Origin of the sequence: Mesorhizobium sp. M1142 (assembly GCF_040318565.1) — a bacterium.
Taxonomy (GTDB): Bacteria; Pseudomonadota; Alphaproteobacteria; order Rhizobiales; family Rhizobiaceae; genus Mesorhizobium.
Genome location: NZ_JAMYMK010000007.1, coordinates 94,836 through 109,451, shown reverse-complemented (window position 1 = coordinate 109,451; position 14,616 = coordinate 94,836). Strand labels below are relative to the sequence as shown.

At 63.2% G+C, this 14,616-nt stretch carries 12 protein-coding genes; 3 read left to right on the top strand and 9 right to left on the bottom strand.

Annotated elements, in window-relative coordinates; genetic code table 11:
* Nucleotides 1–67: 67 nt before the first annotated feature.
* The 4 genes from aspS to NKH42_RS13860 form a co-directional block, all read right to left on the bottom strand.
* Nucleotides 68–1,858 carry an aspartate--tRNA ligase gene (gene aspS, locus NKH42_RS13875; RefSeq protein ID WP_352751683.1) on the bottom strand — a complete coding sequence of 597 codons (1,791 nt, stop codon included), beginning with the start codon at nucleotides 1,856–1,858 and terminating at the stop codon, nucleotides 68–70.
* Between the two features lie 214 nt (nucleotides 1,859–2,072).
* Nucleotides 2,073–2,897, bottom strand: a complete 825-nt coding sequence (locus NKH42_RS13870) for a carbohydrate ABC transporter permease (protein WP_352751631.1) — start codon at nucleotides 2,895–2,897, stop codon at nucleotides 2,073–2,075.
* Nucleotides 2,898–2,916: 19 nt separating this feature from the next.
* Complete coding sequence (locus NKH42_RS13865) at nucleotides 2,917–3,837, bottom strand: carbohydrate ABC transporter permease (protein ID WP_352751685.1); 921 nt, start codon at nucleotides 3,835–3,837, stop codon at nucleotides 2,917–2,919.
* A 20-nt stretch (nucleotides 3,838–3,857) separates the two neighbouring features.
* Nucleotides 3,858–5,126: an ABC transporter substrate-binding protein gene (locus tag NKH42_RS13860; RefSeq protein WP_352506532.1), complete on the bottom strand. Its 1,269-nt coding sequence runs from the start codon at nucleotides 5,124–5,126 to the stop codon at nucleotides 3,858–3,860.
* Between the two features lie 257 nt (nucleotides 5,127–5,383).
* Here NKH42_RS13860 and NKH42_RS13855 point away from each other — a divergent pair, with 257 nt between their 5' ends.
* Both NKH42_RS13855 and rnd read left to right on the top strand, forming a co-directional pair.
* Complete coding sequence (locus NKH42_RS13855; protein ID WP_352689404.1) at nucleotides 5,384–6,631, top strand: MFS transporter; 1,248 nt, start codon at nucleotides 5,384–5,386, stop codon at nucleotides 6,629–6,631.
* A 74-nt stretch (nucleotides 6,632–6,705) separates the two neighbouring features.
* On the top strand, nucleotides 6,706–7,857 hold the full coding sequence (gene rnd / locus NKH42_RS13850; RefSeq protein ID WP_352703169.1) for a ribonuclease D: 1,152 nt from the start codon (nucleotides 6,706–6,708) through the stop codon (nucleotides 7,855–7,857).
* 12 nt (nucleotides 7,858–7,869) lie between these two features.
* On the opposite strand, the gene NKH42_RS13845 is transcribed toward rnd, so the two are convergent.
* Genes NKH42_RS13845 through guaB form a run of 3 tightly spaced genes read right to left on the bottom strand, consistent with a single transcriptional unit; the run spans nucleotide 7,870 to nucleotide 10,388 of the window.
* Nucleotides 7,870–8,289 (bottom strand): MAPEG family protein, encoded by a 420-nt coding sequence (locus tag NKH42_RS13845; RefSeq protein WP_352754348.1) that lies wholly within the window; start codon nucleotides 8,287–8,289, stop codon nucleotides 7,870–7,872.
* 28 nt (nucleotides 8,290–8,317) lie between these two features.
* Nucleotides 8,318–8,857, bottom strand: coding sequence for a hypothetical protein (locus tag NKH42_RS13840; RefSeq protein WP_352751634.1), 540 nt, complete (start codon nucleotides 8,855–8,857; stop codon nucleotides 8,318–8,320).
* Nucleotides 8,858–8,885: 28 nt separating this feature from the next.
* The gene (gene guaB / locus NKH42_RS13835) at nucleotides 8,886–10,388 is read right to left on the bottom strand and encodes an IMP dehydrogenase (RefSeq protein WP_352458563.1); all 1,503 of its coding nucleotides are present in this window, start codon (nucleotides 10,386–10,388) and stop codon (nucleotides 8,886–8,888) included.
* Nucleotides 10,389–10,681: 293 nt separating this feature from the next.
* Between guaB and NKH42_RS13830 the strand changes: the two genes are divergently transcribed.
* On the top strand, nucleotides 10,682–12,103 hold the full coding sequence (locus tag NKH42_RS13830; protein WP_352751636.1) for an MFS transporter: 1,422 nt from the start codon (nucleotides 10,682–10,684) through the stop codon (nucleotides 12,101–12,103).
* A 212-nt stretch (nucleotides 12,104–12,315) separates the two neighbouring features.
* Here NKH42_RS13830 and NKH42_RS13825 read toward each other — a convergent pair whose 3' ends face one another.
* A complete protein-coding gene (locus NKH42_RS13825) occupies nucleotides 12,316–13,026 on the bottom strand; it encodes an RlmE family RNA methyltransferase (protein WP_352506539.1) in 711 nt (236 codons plus the stop codon).
* A 58-nt stretch (nucleotides 13,027–13,084) separates the two neighbouring features.
* Nucleotides 13,085–14,515, bottom strand: coding sequence for a Ppx/GppA phosphatase family protein (locus NKH42_RS13820; RefSeq protein ID WP_352506540.1), 1,431 nt, complete (start codon nucleotides 14,513–14,515; stop codon nucleotides 13,085–13,087).
* Between the last annotated feature and the right edge of the window lie 101 nt (nucleotides 14,516–14,616).

Below are 14,616 nucleotides of genomic sequence, written 5' to 3'. Positions count from 1 at the left end.
CAAAGCAAAAGCCCGGCAGCGATGCCGGGCTTTTTTATGAATCAACAGCATCGGTTCGGAGCGTTTCCTAAACCTCTTTCTTCGTCGCCACGACGCGCAGCGACAATTCGCGAAGCTGCTGCGGGCTGGCCTCCGACGGCGCGTTCATCAACAGGTCATAGGCCTGCTGGTTCATCGGGAACATCGTCACTTCGCGCAGGTTCCTCGCGCCGACCAGAAGCATGACGACGCGGTCGATGCCTGCCGCCATGCCGCCATGCGGCGGCGCGCCATACTGGAAGGCGCGGTAGAGGCCACCGAAGCGCTCCTCGACCGTCTCGCGGTCCAGCCCGACGGTCTCGAACGCCTTGACCATGGTTTCGGGCAGATGGTTGCGGATGCCGCCTGAGGCGATCTCGAAACCATTGCAGACCATGTCGTACTGGAACGCCTTGATTCCGAGCAGATCCTCGCCGTTAAGCGCATCGATGCCACCTTGCGGCATCGAGAACGGATTGTGCGCGAAGTCGATCTTCTTCTCCTCCTCGTTCCATTCGAAGAACGGGAAGTCGACGATCCAGCACAGTTCGAAGCGATCACGGTCGACAAGATTGAGCTCCTCGCCGGCGCGGCTGCGCGCCGCACCCGCGAAGGAGACGAACTTCTTCGGATCGCCGGCGACGAAGAAGGCGGCATCGCCATCGGCAAGGCCGAGTTGCAGGCGGATCGCCTCGGTGCGCTCCTCGCCGATGTTCTTGGCCAGCGGCCCGGCCCCTTCGAGCTTCTCGCCCTCCTTGCGCCAGAAGATGTAGCCGAGGCCGGGCTGGCCCTCGCCCTGCGCCCATGAGTTCATGCGGTCGCAAAAGGCGCGAGACCCGCCGGTCTTGGCCGGAATGGCCCAGACCTCGGCCTTCGGATCGTTGGCAAGGATGTTGGCGAATACCTTGAAGCCGGATTCGCGAAAATGATCCGAGACGGCCTGCATCTCGATCGGGTTGCGCAGGTCCGGCTTGTCGGTGCCGTATTTGCGCATGGCGACATCATAGGCGATGCGCGGAAACTTCTCCGTCACCGGCTTGCCGGCGGCAAAGGTCTCGAACACCCCCCGCATCACCGGCTCCATGGTGGTAAACACATCCTCCTGCTCGACGAAGCTCATCTCCACGTCGAGCTGGTAGAATTCACCCGGCAGACGGTCGGCGCGCGGGTCCTCGTCACGGAAGCACGGCGCAATCTGGAAGTAGCGGTCGAAGCCGGACACCATGATCAGCTGCTTGTACTGCTGCGGTGCCTGCGGCAGCGCATAGAAAGTGCCGGGGTGGATACGCGACGGCACCAGGAAGTCGCGCGCGCCTTCCGGCGATGAGGCGGTCAGGATTGGCGTCGAGAATTCGGTGAAGCCGACCTCGCCCATCAGCTTGCGCATCTCGGCGATGATTTTCGTCCGCGCCACGATGTTCTTGTGCAGCGTGTCGCGGCGCAGGTCGAGGAAGCGGTATTTGAGGCGGATGTCCTCCGGATAGTCCGGCTCGCCGAAGACCGGCAGCGGCAATTCCCTGGCCGCCGACAGCACTTCGATCTCGCGCGCGAAAATCTCGATCTCGCCGGTCGGCAAATTGGGGTTCACGGTGTCGGCGAGGCGCGCCTTGACCTCGCCGTCGACGCGGACGACCCATTCGCCACGCAAGGTCTCCGCGATCTTGAAGGCAGGCGAATCCGGATCGGCGACGATCTGGGTCAGACCGTAATGGTCGCGCAAATCGATGAACAGCAGGCCGCCATGGTCGCGCACGCGATGCACCCAACCCGACAGGCGAACGGTCGAGCCGACGTCGGCCTTCCTCAATTGGGCACAGGTATGGCTGCGGTAACGATGCATTGTCATTCTTAAGGTCCGGATGTTGGGTTGCGGCCAAGGCATGATGGCCCAGCCTGAAAATTTGCGCGAAAAGCACATGAGAGGGTGCATTTGTCAAGGCAAGCGGCGGCTGGGTCGAGTTCGCGTTCTTCCCGCCCCTATCCCACCGGCATCAATTTATGCCAGAGGCGTCAATCTGAGTTCGCTGCTCTGTGCCGGCAGTTCAACTATGCACTCATCCCTTCACCCCGCCCGCCGTGAGGCCGGAGACGATCTTGCGCTGGAAGATGAGAACGAGGACGACAAGCGGCACGGTGACGATCACCGATGCGGCCATGATGTTGCCCCACGGGATCTCGAACTGCGAGCTGCCGGAGAGCAGCGCTATCGCGACCGGCACGGTTCGCTGCTCGTTGCTGGAGGTAAACGTCAGGGCGAACAGGAACTCGTTCCAAGCACCGATGAAGGCGAGAAGCCCGGTGGTCGCCAGCGCCGGCCACATCAGCGGCAGGAAGACGCGGCCGATGATGATCCAGGGCGTGGCGCCATCGAGGATCGCCGCTTCCTCCAGTTCGGTCGGCAGGTCGCGAACGAAGGCGGTGAGCACCCAGACGGTGAACGGCAAGGTGAAGATCATGTAGGACAAGATCAGCGCGAACGGCGAATTGTAGAGGCCGAAGATGCGGATTAGCTCGAAAAGCCCGGCAAGCACCGCCAATTGCGGGAACATCGAGACGGACAGGATGATGAGGAGCAGTGCCGAACGGCCTCTGAAGCGGATGCGCGCCAGCGCATAGGCAGCGGTGATGCCGAGGAACAGCGAAATGAAGGCGACGGCGCTCGAGATGAACAGCGAGTTCACGAGATTGCGCAAAAAGGTCCCCTCGGTGAACACGGTCCTATAGTTGCTAAAGGTAATCGCCGTCGGCCAATAGTCGATCTGGAAGAGCGCCGTCCCCGATTTCAGGCTGGTGATGATGGCGTAGTAGAACGGGAACACCGCGACAACAACGATAACGGCGACGAGGAGGTAGAAAGCCGTGCGCTTGACGATCCACATGGTCAGTGCTCCCACATGATCAATAGTCCTTGTCCAGTCTTATCCGGCCGAGCCAAAGAACGAGCATGGTCAGTAGGGCGAGGATAAGGAAGAGCAACGTCGAGGCGGCGGAACCGGAAGCGAATTTGTCGAACTCAAACAGGCTCTCGCGGGCAAACACCGACATCGACTTGGTGTGTATGTTGTTTGGCGTAAGCACGTAGATCAGATCGAAGATGCGCAGGGCATCGAGACCGCGAAAGATCATGGCCACCATCAACGCCGGTCGGATGAGCGGCAAGGTGATCTTCCAGAAAACTCTCCACGCGCCGACGCCGTCGAGCTTGGCGACCTCGTAGATTTCTTGTGGAAGCATCTGCAGGCCGGCGAGAATGAGAAGCGCCATGAACGGGGTCGCTTTCCAGATATCGACAACGAGGACGGCGACCATCGCCGTGTCGGCGCTGGCGGTCCAGGCGATTTTTGTACTGATCAGGCCGAGCTTGAGCAGGACGTCGTTGATGATGCCGAACTGGTCGTTGAGCATCCACTGCCACATTTTCGCCGAGACGATCGTCGGGATGGCCCAAGGGATTAGAATCGCGGCGCGCACGATGCCGCGGCCGCGAAACCTCGTGTTGAGCACCAGCGCGACGATCATGCCGAGCACCGTCTCGCAGGTCACCGAAATCACCGCGAAGCGCACGGTGTTCCAGACGGCGCGCCACCAGACCGGATCGGCGAGCAGCCCGTCGTAGATGACGCGGCCGCTCGGCATTTGCACGATGGAGAAATAGTTGGCGAAACCAACCCAGCGGCGGGCTTCGAGGTCGGCGAGCGAGGCATCGGTGAAGCCGAAATAGATCGTGCGCATCAACGGCCAGCCGGCAACGGCGGCGAGCACGATGAGCGTCGGGGCAAGCAGCAGCCATGCCGAGCGCGCACGCTGACGCGCCAGCATCGAGCCTGAGCGCGGCGAGGTCACCAGGCGGTGCCTTTGAGCCTGGTCAAGGAGAACTCCACATCGGCAAGGTTGTCGGCGGCCGTGCCCTCGCCGGAAATGGTGTTGTGGACGGCGGTCCAGAACTCGCTCGATGCCTCATTGTACCTGCTCTTGGCTTGGGCCGAGGGACGCGGCACCGCGTTGAGGACGACTTCCTTCCAGCGCGGAATCACCGGCTGGGCGCTGGCGATGTCGGCATCGTCATAGAGTGCCTGGATGGTCGGCAGATATGCCCCCTTCAAGGCGCGGTACTTCTGCATCTGCGGCGAGGCGATCCATCTGACCAGATCGATCGCTGCATCCGGGTTCTTCGAATATCTGGAAACCGCGAGATTCCAGCCGCCAAGCGTTGCTGCCGGGCGGGCGCCCTCGCCCGACCCCGGCGGCAGCGTGGTCACCTCGAACTTGCCTTTGATGGGGGAGCTTTCGCTGTTGCCAAGCGCGTAGGCATAGGGCCAGTTGCGCATGAAGACGGCGTTGCCGGTCTGCCAGACTCCGCGCGACTCTTCTTCCTGATAGGCCAGAACGCCGGGCGGCGAGATGGTTCCCACCCAGCTCCTCGCCATTTCCAGCGCCGCAACTGCTTGCGGATTGTTGATGGAGATCGTGCCGTCCGGCTCGATAATCTGGCCGCCGCCGTTCGACTTCACCCATTCGAGTGCATCGCAGGTCAGCCCCTCATAGGCGTTGCCCTGGAAAACGAAACCCCACATGTCCTTGTTGCCGGCCGCGCGCTCCTTGTCCATGACAAGCTTGGCGGTATCGGCAAGTTCAGCCCAGTTGGCCGGGACCCTGGCGCCGTATTTGTCGAGGAGATCCTTGCGGTAGTAGAGCGCCGGAGCGTCGGTGAATATCGGCAAGGCGACCAGCTTGCCGTCCACGGTCTGCGATTTGATGATCGATGGGAAATGCGTGCCAACGACATCCTTGGTCGCTTCGGTCAGGTCGATGAACTGCCTTGCAAGCTGGGGGGCCCAGATGATGTCCGTTTGATAGACGTCGACGTCGCTGCTTCCGGCGGCGAGCCAGAGCCGGTATTGGCCAAACTGGTCCGTCGCCGAGGGAGGCAGCGGAACGACGCTAACCTTATTGCCGGTCTTCTTCTCGTATTGATCGAGGATCTCGCGAAGGATTCTCTGGCCGTTGCCGGTATCGCCGGACACCATGGCGAGGTCGACAGCCCGCGCCGGCCCTGCCGCCAGAACTGCGGCCATGGCAAATGCCGCAAATGCGGGATGAAATTTCATGACGGCGGACCTCCCTTTGGAGCTTCAGGCCGGGCAGCAGAAACCACATCGATGCCCAACACCGTCTCCGCACACCGCCAGCTCACAAGACGCGTATTCGCCCCACCAGCACTGAACTACAAAGATACGCCTTGGTTCCAACACGGAGGGTCCGGCGCCACGCGGCAGCCCCCGGCTGGCCCCAACGCCGCCGGGAATTGCCGCTGGTATTGGCGAAGGCGATGGTTCAAGAAGGGATCAACGACAGGCTTTCCTTCATGTCTTCCATCCGCCCGCTGATCCCCCTCCTGATCGCCGCCGGCATCCTGCTCGGCGGCAACGGCCTGCAGAGCACGTTGATTGCGCTGCGTGGTGCGCAGGAGGGTTTTCCCGCTTCGTCGATCGGCTTGATGGGCACGTTCTATTTCGCCGGCTTTTTGCTCGGCTGCCTTGCCGTGACGCGCATCATGAAGTCCGTCGGCCATGTGCGCGCCTTTTCGGCACTGGCAGCGATCGCCTCGGCGGGGACGCTGCTTCTGGTGCTGGTCATCGATCCGGTGATGTGGTGCGCCGTGCGCTTTGCCGGCGGGTTCTGCTTCGCCGGCTTGTTCACAATCATGGAAGCCTGGCTGAATTCCGGCGTCACCAACACCGACCGGGCGCGGGTGCTTGCCATCTACCGGATGGTCGACATCGGCTCGGTGACGGGCGCCCAGTTCCTGATCCCGATCTTCGGCGCCGGCGGCTTTGCCATCTTCGCCATCATGTCGATGATGATCACCGTTTCGCTGGTGCCGGTGTCGCTCGGCGACCGCTCCAATCCGACGCCGCCGGACGACGTCAAGCTCGATTTGGCCCGCGTCTGGCGGATCTCGCCGCTCGGCTGCTTCGGCTGTATCGCCGTCGGCGTCACAAACAGCGCCTTCCGCACCCTGTCGCCGGTCTATGCCGAGCAGATCGGCATGTCGGTCGCCGACGTCGTCACCTTCGTCAGCGTCGGCATTTTCGGCGGCGCTATCATCCAATACCCGCTCGGCTATCTCTCCGACCGCTGGGACCGGCGCTCGGTGCTGCTGATGACGACGTGCTGTGCGATGGTGGCGGCACTGGCCCTGGCATTCGTGGCAGGCGGCAGTCCGTTCCTCAACTTCCTGCTCGTCTTCATCTTCGGCTGCTTCGCCATGCCGCTCTATTCGCTGTCGGCGGCGCATTCCAACGACCGCGCCGACAAGGGCGAGTTCGTGCTGATCAACGCAGCCTTGATGCTGTTTTATTCCTTCGGCGCCATCGGCGGGCCGTTCGCAGCCTCGACGGTGATGCAATTTTTCGGGCCGAGCGCGCTGTTCGTGTTCAGCGCCACCGTCTATGCGATCTTCGTGGCCGTCATCCTTTACCGGATGCAGGCGCGCTCCGCCGTGCCGGCCACCCATCGCAGCCGTTTTACGGCGCTGTTGCGCACGTCTACGGTTTTTGCCCGGTTGGCGAAGCGGAATGCCGATCCCGATGAACCCGCAAAGCCTGGATAGAGGTGCTTACGCTTGACGAAAGCGCGCGCGGCTGAAATTGAAAGAGACCCTATTCCCTTGCCAAAAGCGATTTGATGCACGTCATCACCACTCAGAAAGAACTCGAGACCGTTATTGCCGCTTTCGAAAAGGCGGAATTCGTCACCGTCGATACCGAATTCATTCGCGAAACGACCTTCTGGCCGATCCTGTGCCTGATCCAGATGGCAGCGCCCGGGGTGACGGCGCTGATTGATCCGCTGTCGCCCGACATCGACCTGAAACCGTTCTTCAGGCTGATGGCCAACGAGGCGATCGTCAAAGTCTTCCATGCGGCGCGGCAGGACATCGAAATCATTGTGCATCTCGGCGATCTTGTGCCGCATCCGGTGTTCGACACCCAGGTCGCGGCAATGGTCTGCGGCTTCGGCGACAGCGTTTCCTACGACCAGCTGGTGCAGCGCATCACCGGCGCGCGGCTCGACAAGTCCTCGCGCTTCACCGACTGGCGCCACCGTCCGCTGTCCGAAAAGCAGCTCGACTACGCGCTCGCCGACGTCACCCACCTGATCGAGGTCTACAAGCATCTCAGCGCCGAGCTGGTGCGGGAAAACCGCGCCCACTGGCTGAACGAGGAGATGGACGTGCTGACCTCGCGCGAGACCTACGATCCGCATCCCGAGGATGCCTGGAAGCGGCTCAAAATGCGGCTGCGCAAACCGCAGGAACTGGCGATCGTGCAGGGGGTGGCCGCCTGGCGCGAACGCGAAGCGCGCGAGCGCGACGTGCCACGCGGCCGGGTGCTCAAGGACGATGCGATCTACGAAGTGGCGCAACAGGCGCCGCGCGACGCTGCGGCGCTGAGCAAGCTGCGTACCACGCCGAAGGGCTGGGAACGCTCGTCGACGGCGACGGCACTGCTTGGCGCGGTAAACGCTGCCCTTGCCCTGCCCAGGGAAGAGATGCCGAAGCTGCCGAAGAGCTTCCAGCCGCCGGAGGGGTCGAGCGCCGCGGCGGAGTTGCTGAAGGTGCTGCTGCGGATCGTTGCCGAAAAGGAGGGCGTCGCATCCAAGGTACTCGCCTCCAGTGACGACATCGACCGCATCGCTGCCGAGGGCGAGGAAGCCGACGTGCCTGCATTGCAGGGCTGGCGGCGTGCCGTTTTCGGCGAGGCCGCGCTCAAGCTGGTGCGCGGCGAACTCGCCATCAGGTTCGACAAGCGCAAGATCGCGGTGTTCGATTTGTAGCCTTGAGCTTGCTCAGACTAAGCCGAGCAGATGCAGCGCCAGCCATATCCAGCCAAGTGCGAGAACGACCGCGCCCAGGTAGAATGCCCTGCTGCGCAGGATTAGCCGATTGCTGGTCAAGTGGACCGATGCGTGAAGATAGCGGGAGACGACAAAGATCCACATCAGTGCCAAAGTCAGATAATTGACGCCATTGGTCACGTGCAGCGTCAAGCATAAGACGTAGAAAAGCACCGGCAGTTCGAACTGGTTGCTCAGATTGTTGGCGACGGTGATACTGGACCCAGACTCCGTCGAGCGCGTCTTGAACTGGCCGGTCTTGGCTTCGCCCGATCTGACCGCGCCATGGCGGCGCCGGCCCATTACGACATAGACGATATAGACCAGCAGCACCTGCGCCAGCATCGGCCAGAAGATCGCGGTCTGGTTCAAGACGCCCCCTGTCGTTGTCACCCAGCCTTCAAGGCCGTTTCTGAGCCATCAGAATGAAAGCCGCAATGACGGTCACTGGTATCGCCAGCAGGGCGAATTTGGTGACGATCAGCGCCGAGGCGAAGGATAGCGAATCCGGATTGGCCGACAGAAAATCGGACAAAAGACGAGCCACGGCGATGTTCTGGGCATAGTCGGCAAGCGTGTATGGCAGCACCAGCACAGCTGCGAATGTCGCCTGTGTTTGCGTAGGCAGTGCATGGAAATTCTTCAGCCGCCGGCCCGTGGCCAGGATCAGGCTGACCATCGTCAGCGACAGCAGCGCCGGAAACAGCAGGTCGAAGGTCAGGTAATGCCAGACGAGAATAATCTCGCTGCTGCGCCGGCCGAGAGCCGTTAGCCAGGCCATGCCCTCATCCGGGGTGAAACCGGCATAGCGCATGTCGAGCGACGGCAGACCGCCGCTCAATCGGCGAAAATAGAGGAACTCCATCGCCGTCATGATGATGAAAACCGCCACTGTGGCGACACTGAGTGCGGCCGCGTGGCGCGACAGCCGCAGGATCATTGCCAGATTGCGCCAAGACGCATGGCGATCAGGCTCCGCCAGGATAATTCGGGCTTTCGCGGGTAATCGTGACGTCATGGGCGTGGCTTTCACGAAGTCCGGCATTGGATATCCGCACAAAAGTGGCGCGCTCGCGGAAATCGGCAAGGTCGCGGCCACCGACATAACCCATAGCGGCTTTCAGGCCGCCTGCAAGCTGGTGCAGCACGCCAGACACAGGTCCTTTGTACGGCACCTGCCCTTCGATGCCTTCGGGGACCAGTTTCAGCGTGTCGCGCACCTCGGCCTGGAAATACCGATCGGCGGAGCCGCGCGCCATCGCGCCGACCGAACCCATGCCGCGATAGGCTTTGAAGGAGCGGCCCTGATGCAGATAGACCTCGCCGGGGCTCTCGTCGGTGCCGGCCAGCAGCGAGCCAATCATCGCCGCGCTGGCCCCGGCGGCCAGCGCCTTGGCGAGATCGCCCGAATATTTGATGCCGCCATCGGCAATAACCGAAACGCCCGATTTCTGTGCCGTCTCGACTGCCGACATGATTGCCGAGAGCTGCGGCACGCCGACGCCGGCGACGATGCGGGTGGTGCAGATGGAGCCTGGTCCGATGCCGACCTTTACGGCGTCGGCGCCGGCATCGATCAGCGCCAAGGTGCCTTCCGCGGTGGCGACGTTGCCGGCCAGGATGCGAACCGAGTTGGACAGCTTCTTGGCCCGCGTCACGGCATCCAGAACGCGCTGCGAATGACCGTGCGCGGTGTCGATCACCAGAAGGTCGACACCGGCGTCGATGAGGCGCTCGGCCCGCTCGAAACCGTCATCGCCGACACTGGTGGCGGCGGCGGCGCGCAAGCGTCCCTGCGCATCCTTGGTGGCGTGCGGGTTGAGCTGCGACTTCTCGATGTCCTTGACCGTGATCAGCCCGACGCAATTGCCGTCCCGATCGACCACAACCAGCTTCTCGATGCGGTGCTGATGGAGCAGCCGCTTGGCCTCGTCCTGATCGACGTTCTCCTTGACCGTGATCAGGTTCTCGCGGGTCATCAGCTCATAGACCTTTTGCGCCGGATCGGACGCGAAGCGGACGTCGCGGTTGGTCAGGATGCCGACGAGCCGGCCGACCGTGTGGCCGCCGGTGCCGCCGTTCTCGACCACCGGAATGCCCGAGATGCTGTAGGTGCGCATCAGGCCCAGCGCATCGGCTAGCGTCGCCTCCGGACCGATGGTGACCGGGTTGACCACCATGCCGGACTCGAACTTCTTCACCTGCCGTACCTGCTCGGCCTGTTCGGCCGGCGAGAAATTGCGGTGGATGACACCGATGCCGCCGGCCTGGGCCATGGCGATGGCGAGCCGCGCCTCGGTAACCGTGTCCATGGCGGCCGACAGGATCGGCACGTTGAGGTCGATGTCGCCGGCGATGCGGGTGCGGATGTCGGTCTCTCCGGGCATGACCTCGGAATGACCCGGCTGCAGCAGCACGTCGTCAAAGGTCAGCGCCAATGCGCCGGTGGACGTCTCGATGATTTTTGCCATGGCCAGCCCTCGGAATGCAGGAAAGGCGCTCGCCCTGATGGACAGCGCCGACTCGTCTTCTTCCCTTTCAGGATTGGCGCTGGCTCGTAACACGTCCCGTCGCCGTTGAAAAGTCGATGATTGTGTAGTGGCAAAGCTGCATTTGCCGCAGGTGCCGCACGACTTGCGGTCGCACAAACGTGACAGCAAATTAATGCGACATCCGGGCCAAGCCATGATAACCGCCCTACCTGTCGGTTTGGCCCCCAAGGCCGGCAAGCAATCGCGACGCACATTTCAAGGCCGGATCCATCGTGAACCGCACCATTCCGCTTATCCTGGCGGTCGCTCTCTTCATGGAAAACATGGATTCGACCGTCATTGCGACATCGTTGCCGGCGATCGCCATCGACATCCACAGCAGCCCGATCGCGCTCAAGCTGGCGCTGACCGCCTATCTGGTATCGCTGGCGATCTTCATTCCGATCAGCGGCTGGATGGCCGACCGCTTCGGCGCCAAGAATGTCTTCCGTGCCGCGATCGCCGTGTTCATCGTCGGTTCGGTCGCGTGCGCCATTTCCAATTCGCTGCCGGCTTTCGTGGTCTCACGCTTCCTGCAAGGCATTGGCGGCGCCATGATGACGCCGGTCGGACGCCTGGTGCTGGTACGCGCGACGCCGAAAAGCGAACTCGTTGCCGCCATGTCGTGGCTGACCGTCCCGGCTCTGGTCGGCCCGCTGGTCGGCCCGCCGGTAGGCGGCTTCATCACGACCTATTTTTCCTGGCACTGGATTTTTCTGATCAACGTGCCGATCGGGCTGATCGGGATCTGGCTGGCCACGCGTTTCCTGCCAAAGACCGACGCCGCGCAGACGCCGCCGCTCGATTTCACCGGTTTCGTGCTGAGCGGACTGGCGGCATCGGGCATCGTGTTCGGCCTGTCGGTGGTCAGCCTGCCGGCTCTGCCGCCCGTTGCCGGCTTTGTCACCGTAGCCGTCGGTCTGGCGTCGGCGGTACTCTATCTGCTGCACGCGCGGCGCGCCAAGAATCCGCTGCTGGCGCTCGAGCTGTTTCGCAATCGGGTGTTCCGCTCGTCGGTGCTCGGCGGCGCACTGTTCCGCATCGGCATTGGTGCCGTACCTTTTCTTTTGCCGCTGATGTTCCAGATCGGTTTCGGGTTGACGCCGTTCCAGTCCGGCATGATCACCTTCGTCTCGGCAATCGGCGCCATAGGCATGAAATTCGTCACTGCCCTGATCTTCAGGGTCGCCGGCTTCCGCCGGGTGCTGATTTCAGGCTCGCTCATCGCAGCCGCGTCCATCGCCATCAACGGCCTGTTCACACCCGACACGCCCTATGGGCTGATCCTCGCCATGCTGCTCGCCGGGGGCTTCATCCGGTCGATGTTCTTCACCGGCATCAATGCGCTTGCCTACGCCGAGATTTCGGCCGCCGACACCAGCAAGGCCACGCCGATCACGGCGGTGTTCCAGCAGTTGGCGATCGCACTCGGCGTGGCGCTGGCCGGCGGCATCCTGGAAGTGTCGACCAATATCCATGGCGGCCCGCTGACGCTGAGCGACTTCCACACCGCCTTCTTCATCGTAGCGGCGGTGTCGGCGGCAGCCTCGCTGTCGTTCATGCGGCTGGCGCCGGACGCCGGCAATGCCGTGTCTGGACATGGCCGGTTGACGCCGCCGAAGACGCTGGAGCCGGTGAGCCCGCCGGGGAGTTGAGGAGTGGCGCCCTCCACCGCCGGCGGGACGGCACCCCCCTCTGGCCTGCCGGCCATCTCCCCCTCAAGGAGGGAGATTGGCAGCTTCGGCACTGCACTCACTCTTCACGGTCGAAGGTTTGCGAAGGCCGCGATGACATCCGATCTCCCCCCTTGAGGGGGAGATGTCCGGCAGGACAGAGGGGGGTGCGAAGGATCGCTACAGAGCGACTTTTACGCTGTGCCGTTTCCGCCCTTAAAATCCTTCGCCAGCAAATACAGCTCCACCGATTCGTCGCGTGAGGCCGGCGGCTTGACGTGATGGACCGAGCGGAAATTCCGCTTGAGTCTCGCCAGCAATTCGTTCTCGGCGCCGCCCTGAAACGTCTTGGCGAGGAAATGTCCGCCAGGCTTCAATACCGACAGCGCGAAATCGGCCGCCACCTCGCAAAGATGCATGGTGCGGATGTGGTCGGTCCGTTTGTGGCCGGTGGTCGGTGCGGCCATGTCGGAGAGCACGATGTCGGGCTGGCCGCCCAACGTCTGGGCCAGCTTCTCCGGCGCCTGCGGATCGAGGAAATCCATCAGCAGCACCGGCGCGCCCGGCACCGCGTCCATCTCCAGGTAATCGATGCCGACGACGTTCGGGTGTTCCGCGGTAGATTTGGTACGTGCGGCGGCGACCTGGCACCAGCCGCCGGGTGCCGCACCAAGGTCGATCACCTTCATGCCGGGCTTGAGCAAATGGTGCTTGTCGTCGATCTCGATCAGCTTGTAGGCGGCGCGCGAGCGATAGCCGTCGGCCTTCGAGCGCTGGACATAGGGATCGTTGATGTGGCGCTGCAACCAACGGCGCGACGATTCCTTCAAGCCGCTTTTCTTCTTGATCTTCGTCTTCAGCACGCGAATGCCGGCGGAGCTCGGTCTTTCCGGTTTTTTGGTCATTGCTTGATTACTTGTTTGAGCATGATCTTGTCCGAAAACCGGCAGCCACTTTTCGGGATCATGCTCTGCCTCGCCCGCTGTTGCGCCAGACGCCGTCATCGGCCATCAACTCGCTCAGTATGCCCTCGCGCAGGCCGCGGTCGGCGACACGCAGCCGTTCGGACGGCCAGACGGCGCGGATCGCCTCCAATATGGCGCAGCCGGCCAGAACCAGGTCGGCGCGGTCGGCGCCGATGCAAGGGTTGGCGACGCGCTGCTGGAAATCCCAGCCGACCAGCTTTTCGACCATGCGGTCGACGCTGTCGCGATCCATCCACAACCCGTCGACGCGGCGGCGGTCGTAACGTTCGAGATCGAGGTGGACGCCGGCCAGCGTCGTCACTGTGCCCGAGGTGCCGAGCAGATGGAATTTCGGGCTGGACAGGAGGTGGCTCAGCCGGTCGCGCCCGTCGAAGGCGCGCAGCCGCATTGCGACATCGTCGACCATGGCGCCAAAGATCTCGCGCGTCACCGTGCGGCCGCCAAAACGCTCGGCCAGCGAGACGACGCCGACCGGCAGCGACGTCCACGAGACGATATGGTTGGCGAGCCTTGGCGAGCGCTGGCCGGTAAGGTCGATCAGCGCGATTTCGGACGAGCCGCCGCCGATGTCGAACAGCACGACGCCTTGCGTGTCGCGCTCGACCAGCGAGCCGCAGCCCGACACCGCCAGCCGCGCCTCGGTCTGGCGGTCGATGATCTCGAGCTTCAGGCCGGCCTCGCGCTCGACGCGTTCGAGGAACTCGACGCCGTTGGCGGCGGTGCGGCAGGCCTCGGTAGCGATCAGCCTGGCCTTCCTGACCTTGCGATTGCGCAATTTGTCGCCGCAGATCTTCAGCGCTTCGACCGCGCGATCCATTGCAGCCTCGCCGAGCCGGCCATTGGCGGTGAGCCCCTCACCCAGCCTGACGATGCGCGAGAAAGCGTCGATGACGCGGAACTGGCCATGACGCGTCGGCACCGCGACCAGCAGGCGGCAATTGTTGGTGCCGAGGTCGAGCGCGGCAAACACCGGCAATTCCTGCAGCGGTGGCGGCGTGCGGGCACCTTGCCCCGGCCTTGGCAAGGCTGGAGGCAATTGCGCGATTGAAGCCGATTGCGCGATCGAGGACTGGGGCGCGATCGAAGCCGCTGGCTGGGGCTGGCGAGCGGCCGGGGCCCCGCCGGCGGCGGGCACCGAAGTGCCTGTTATCACCGGACGAGCCTCGTCGCGTGCGAAAACCTTGCGCCCGCGCCGCCGCTTGCGCCGCTTCTTGGGTTTGCCGTTCTGATGCGGGCCGTTCTGACCCTTGTGATCGTGGGACGTGTCGCCAGCCTGTCCATTGCCGGACCGGGGCTGCATCTGACGGCCGTAGCGTCCGGCGGCTGGGTTTGCCTGGCCGGATGGCGGCGGCGAACCCCTGGACACGCCCACTTCCGGCGCACCAGCGCCGGCTTCGTGGTCTTCCACTGTCGTTCCTTCCGGCGCCGCGCGAACCGGAGACCGGACGCAGCAGGCGCTTTTACATGTTCAAGTTGCGGCCAGACTATCAGCGCCGGGCCGGATCACCA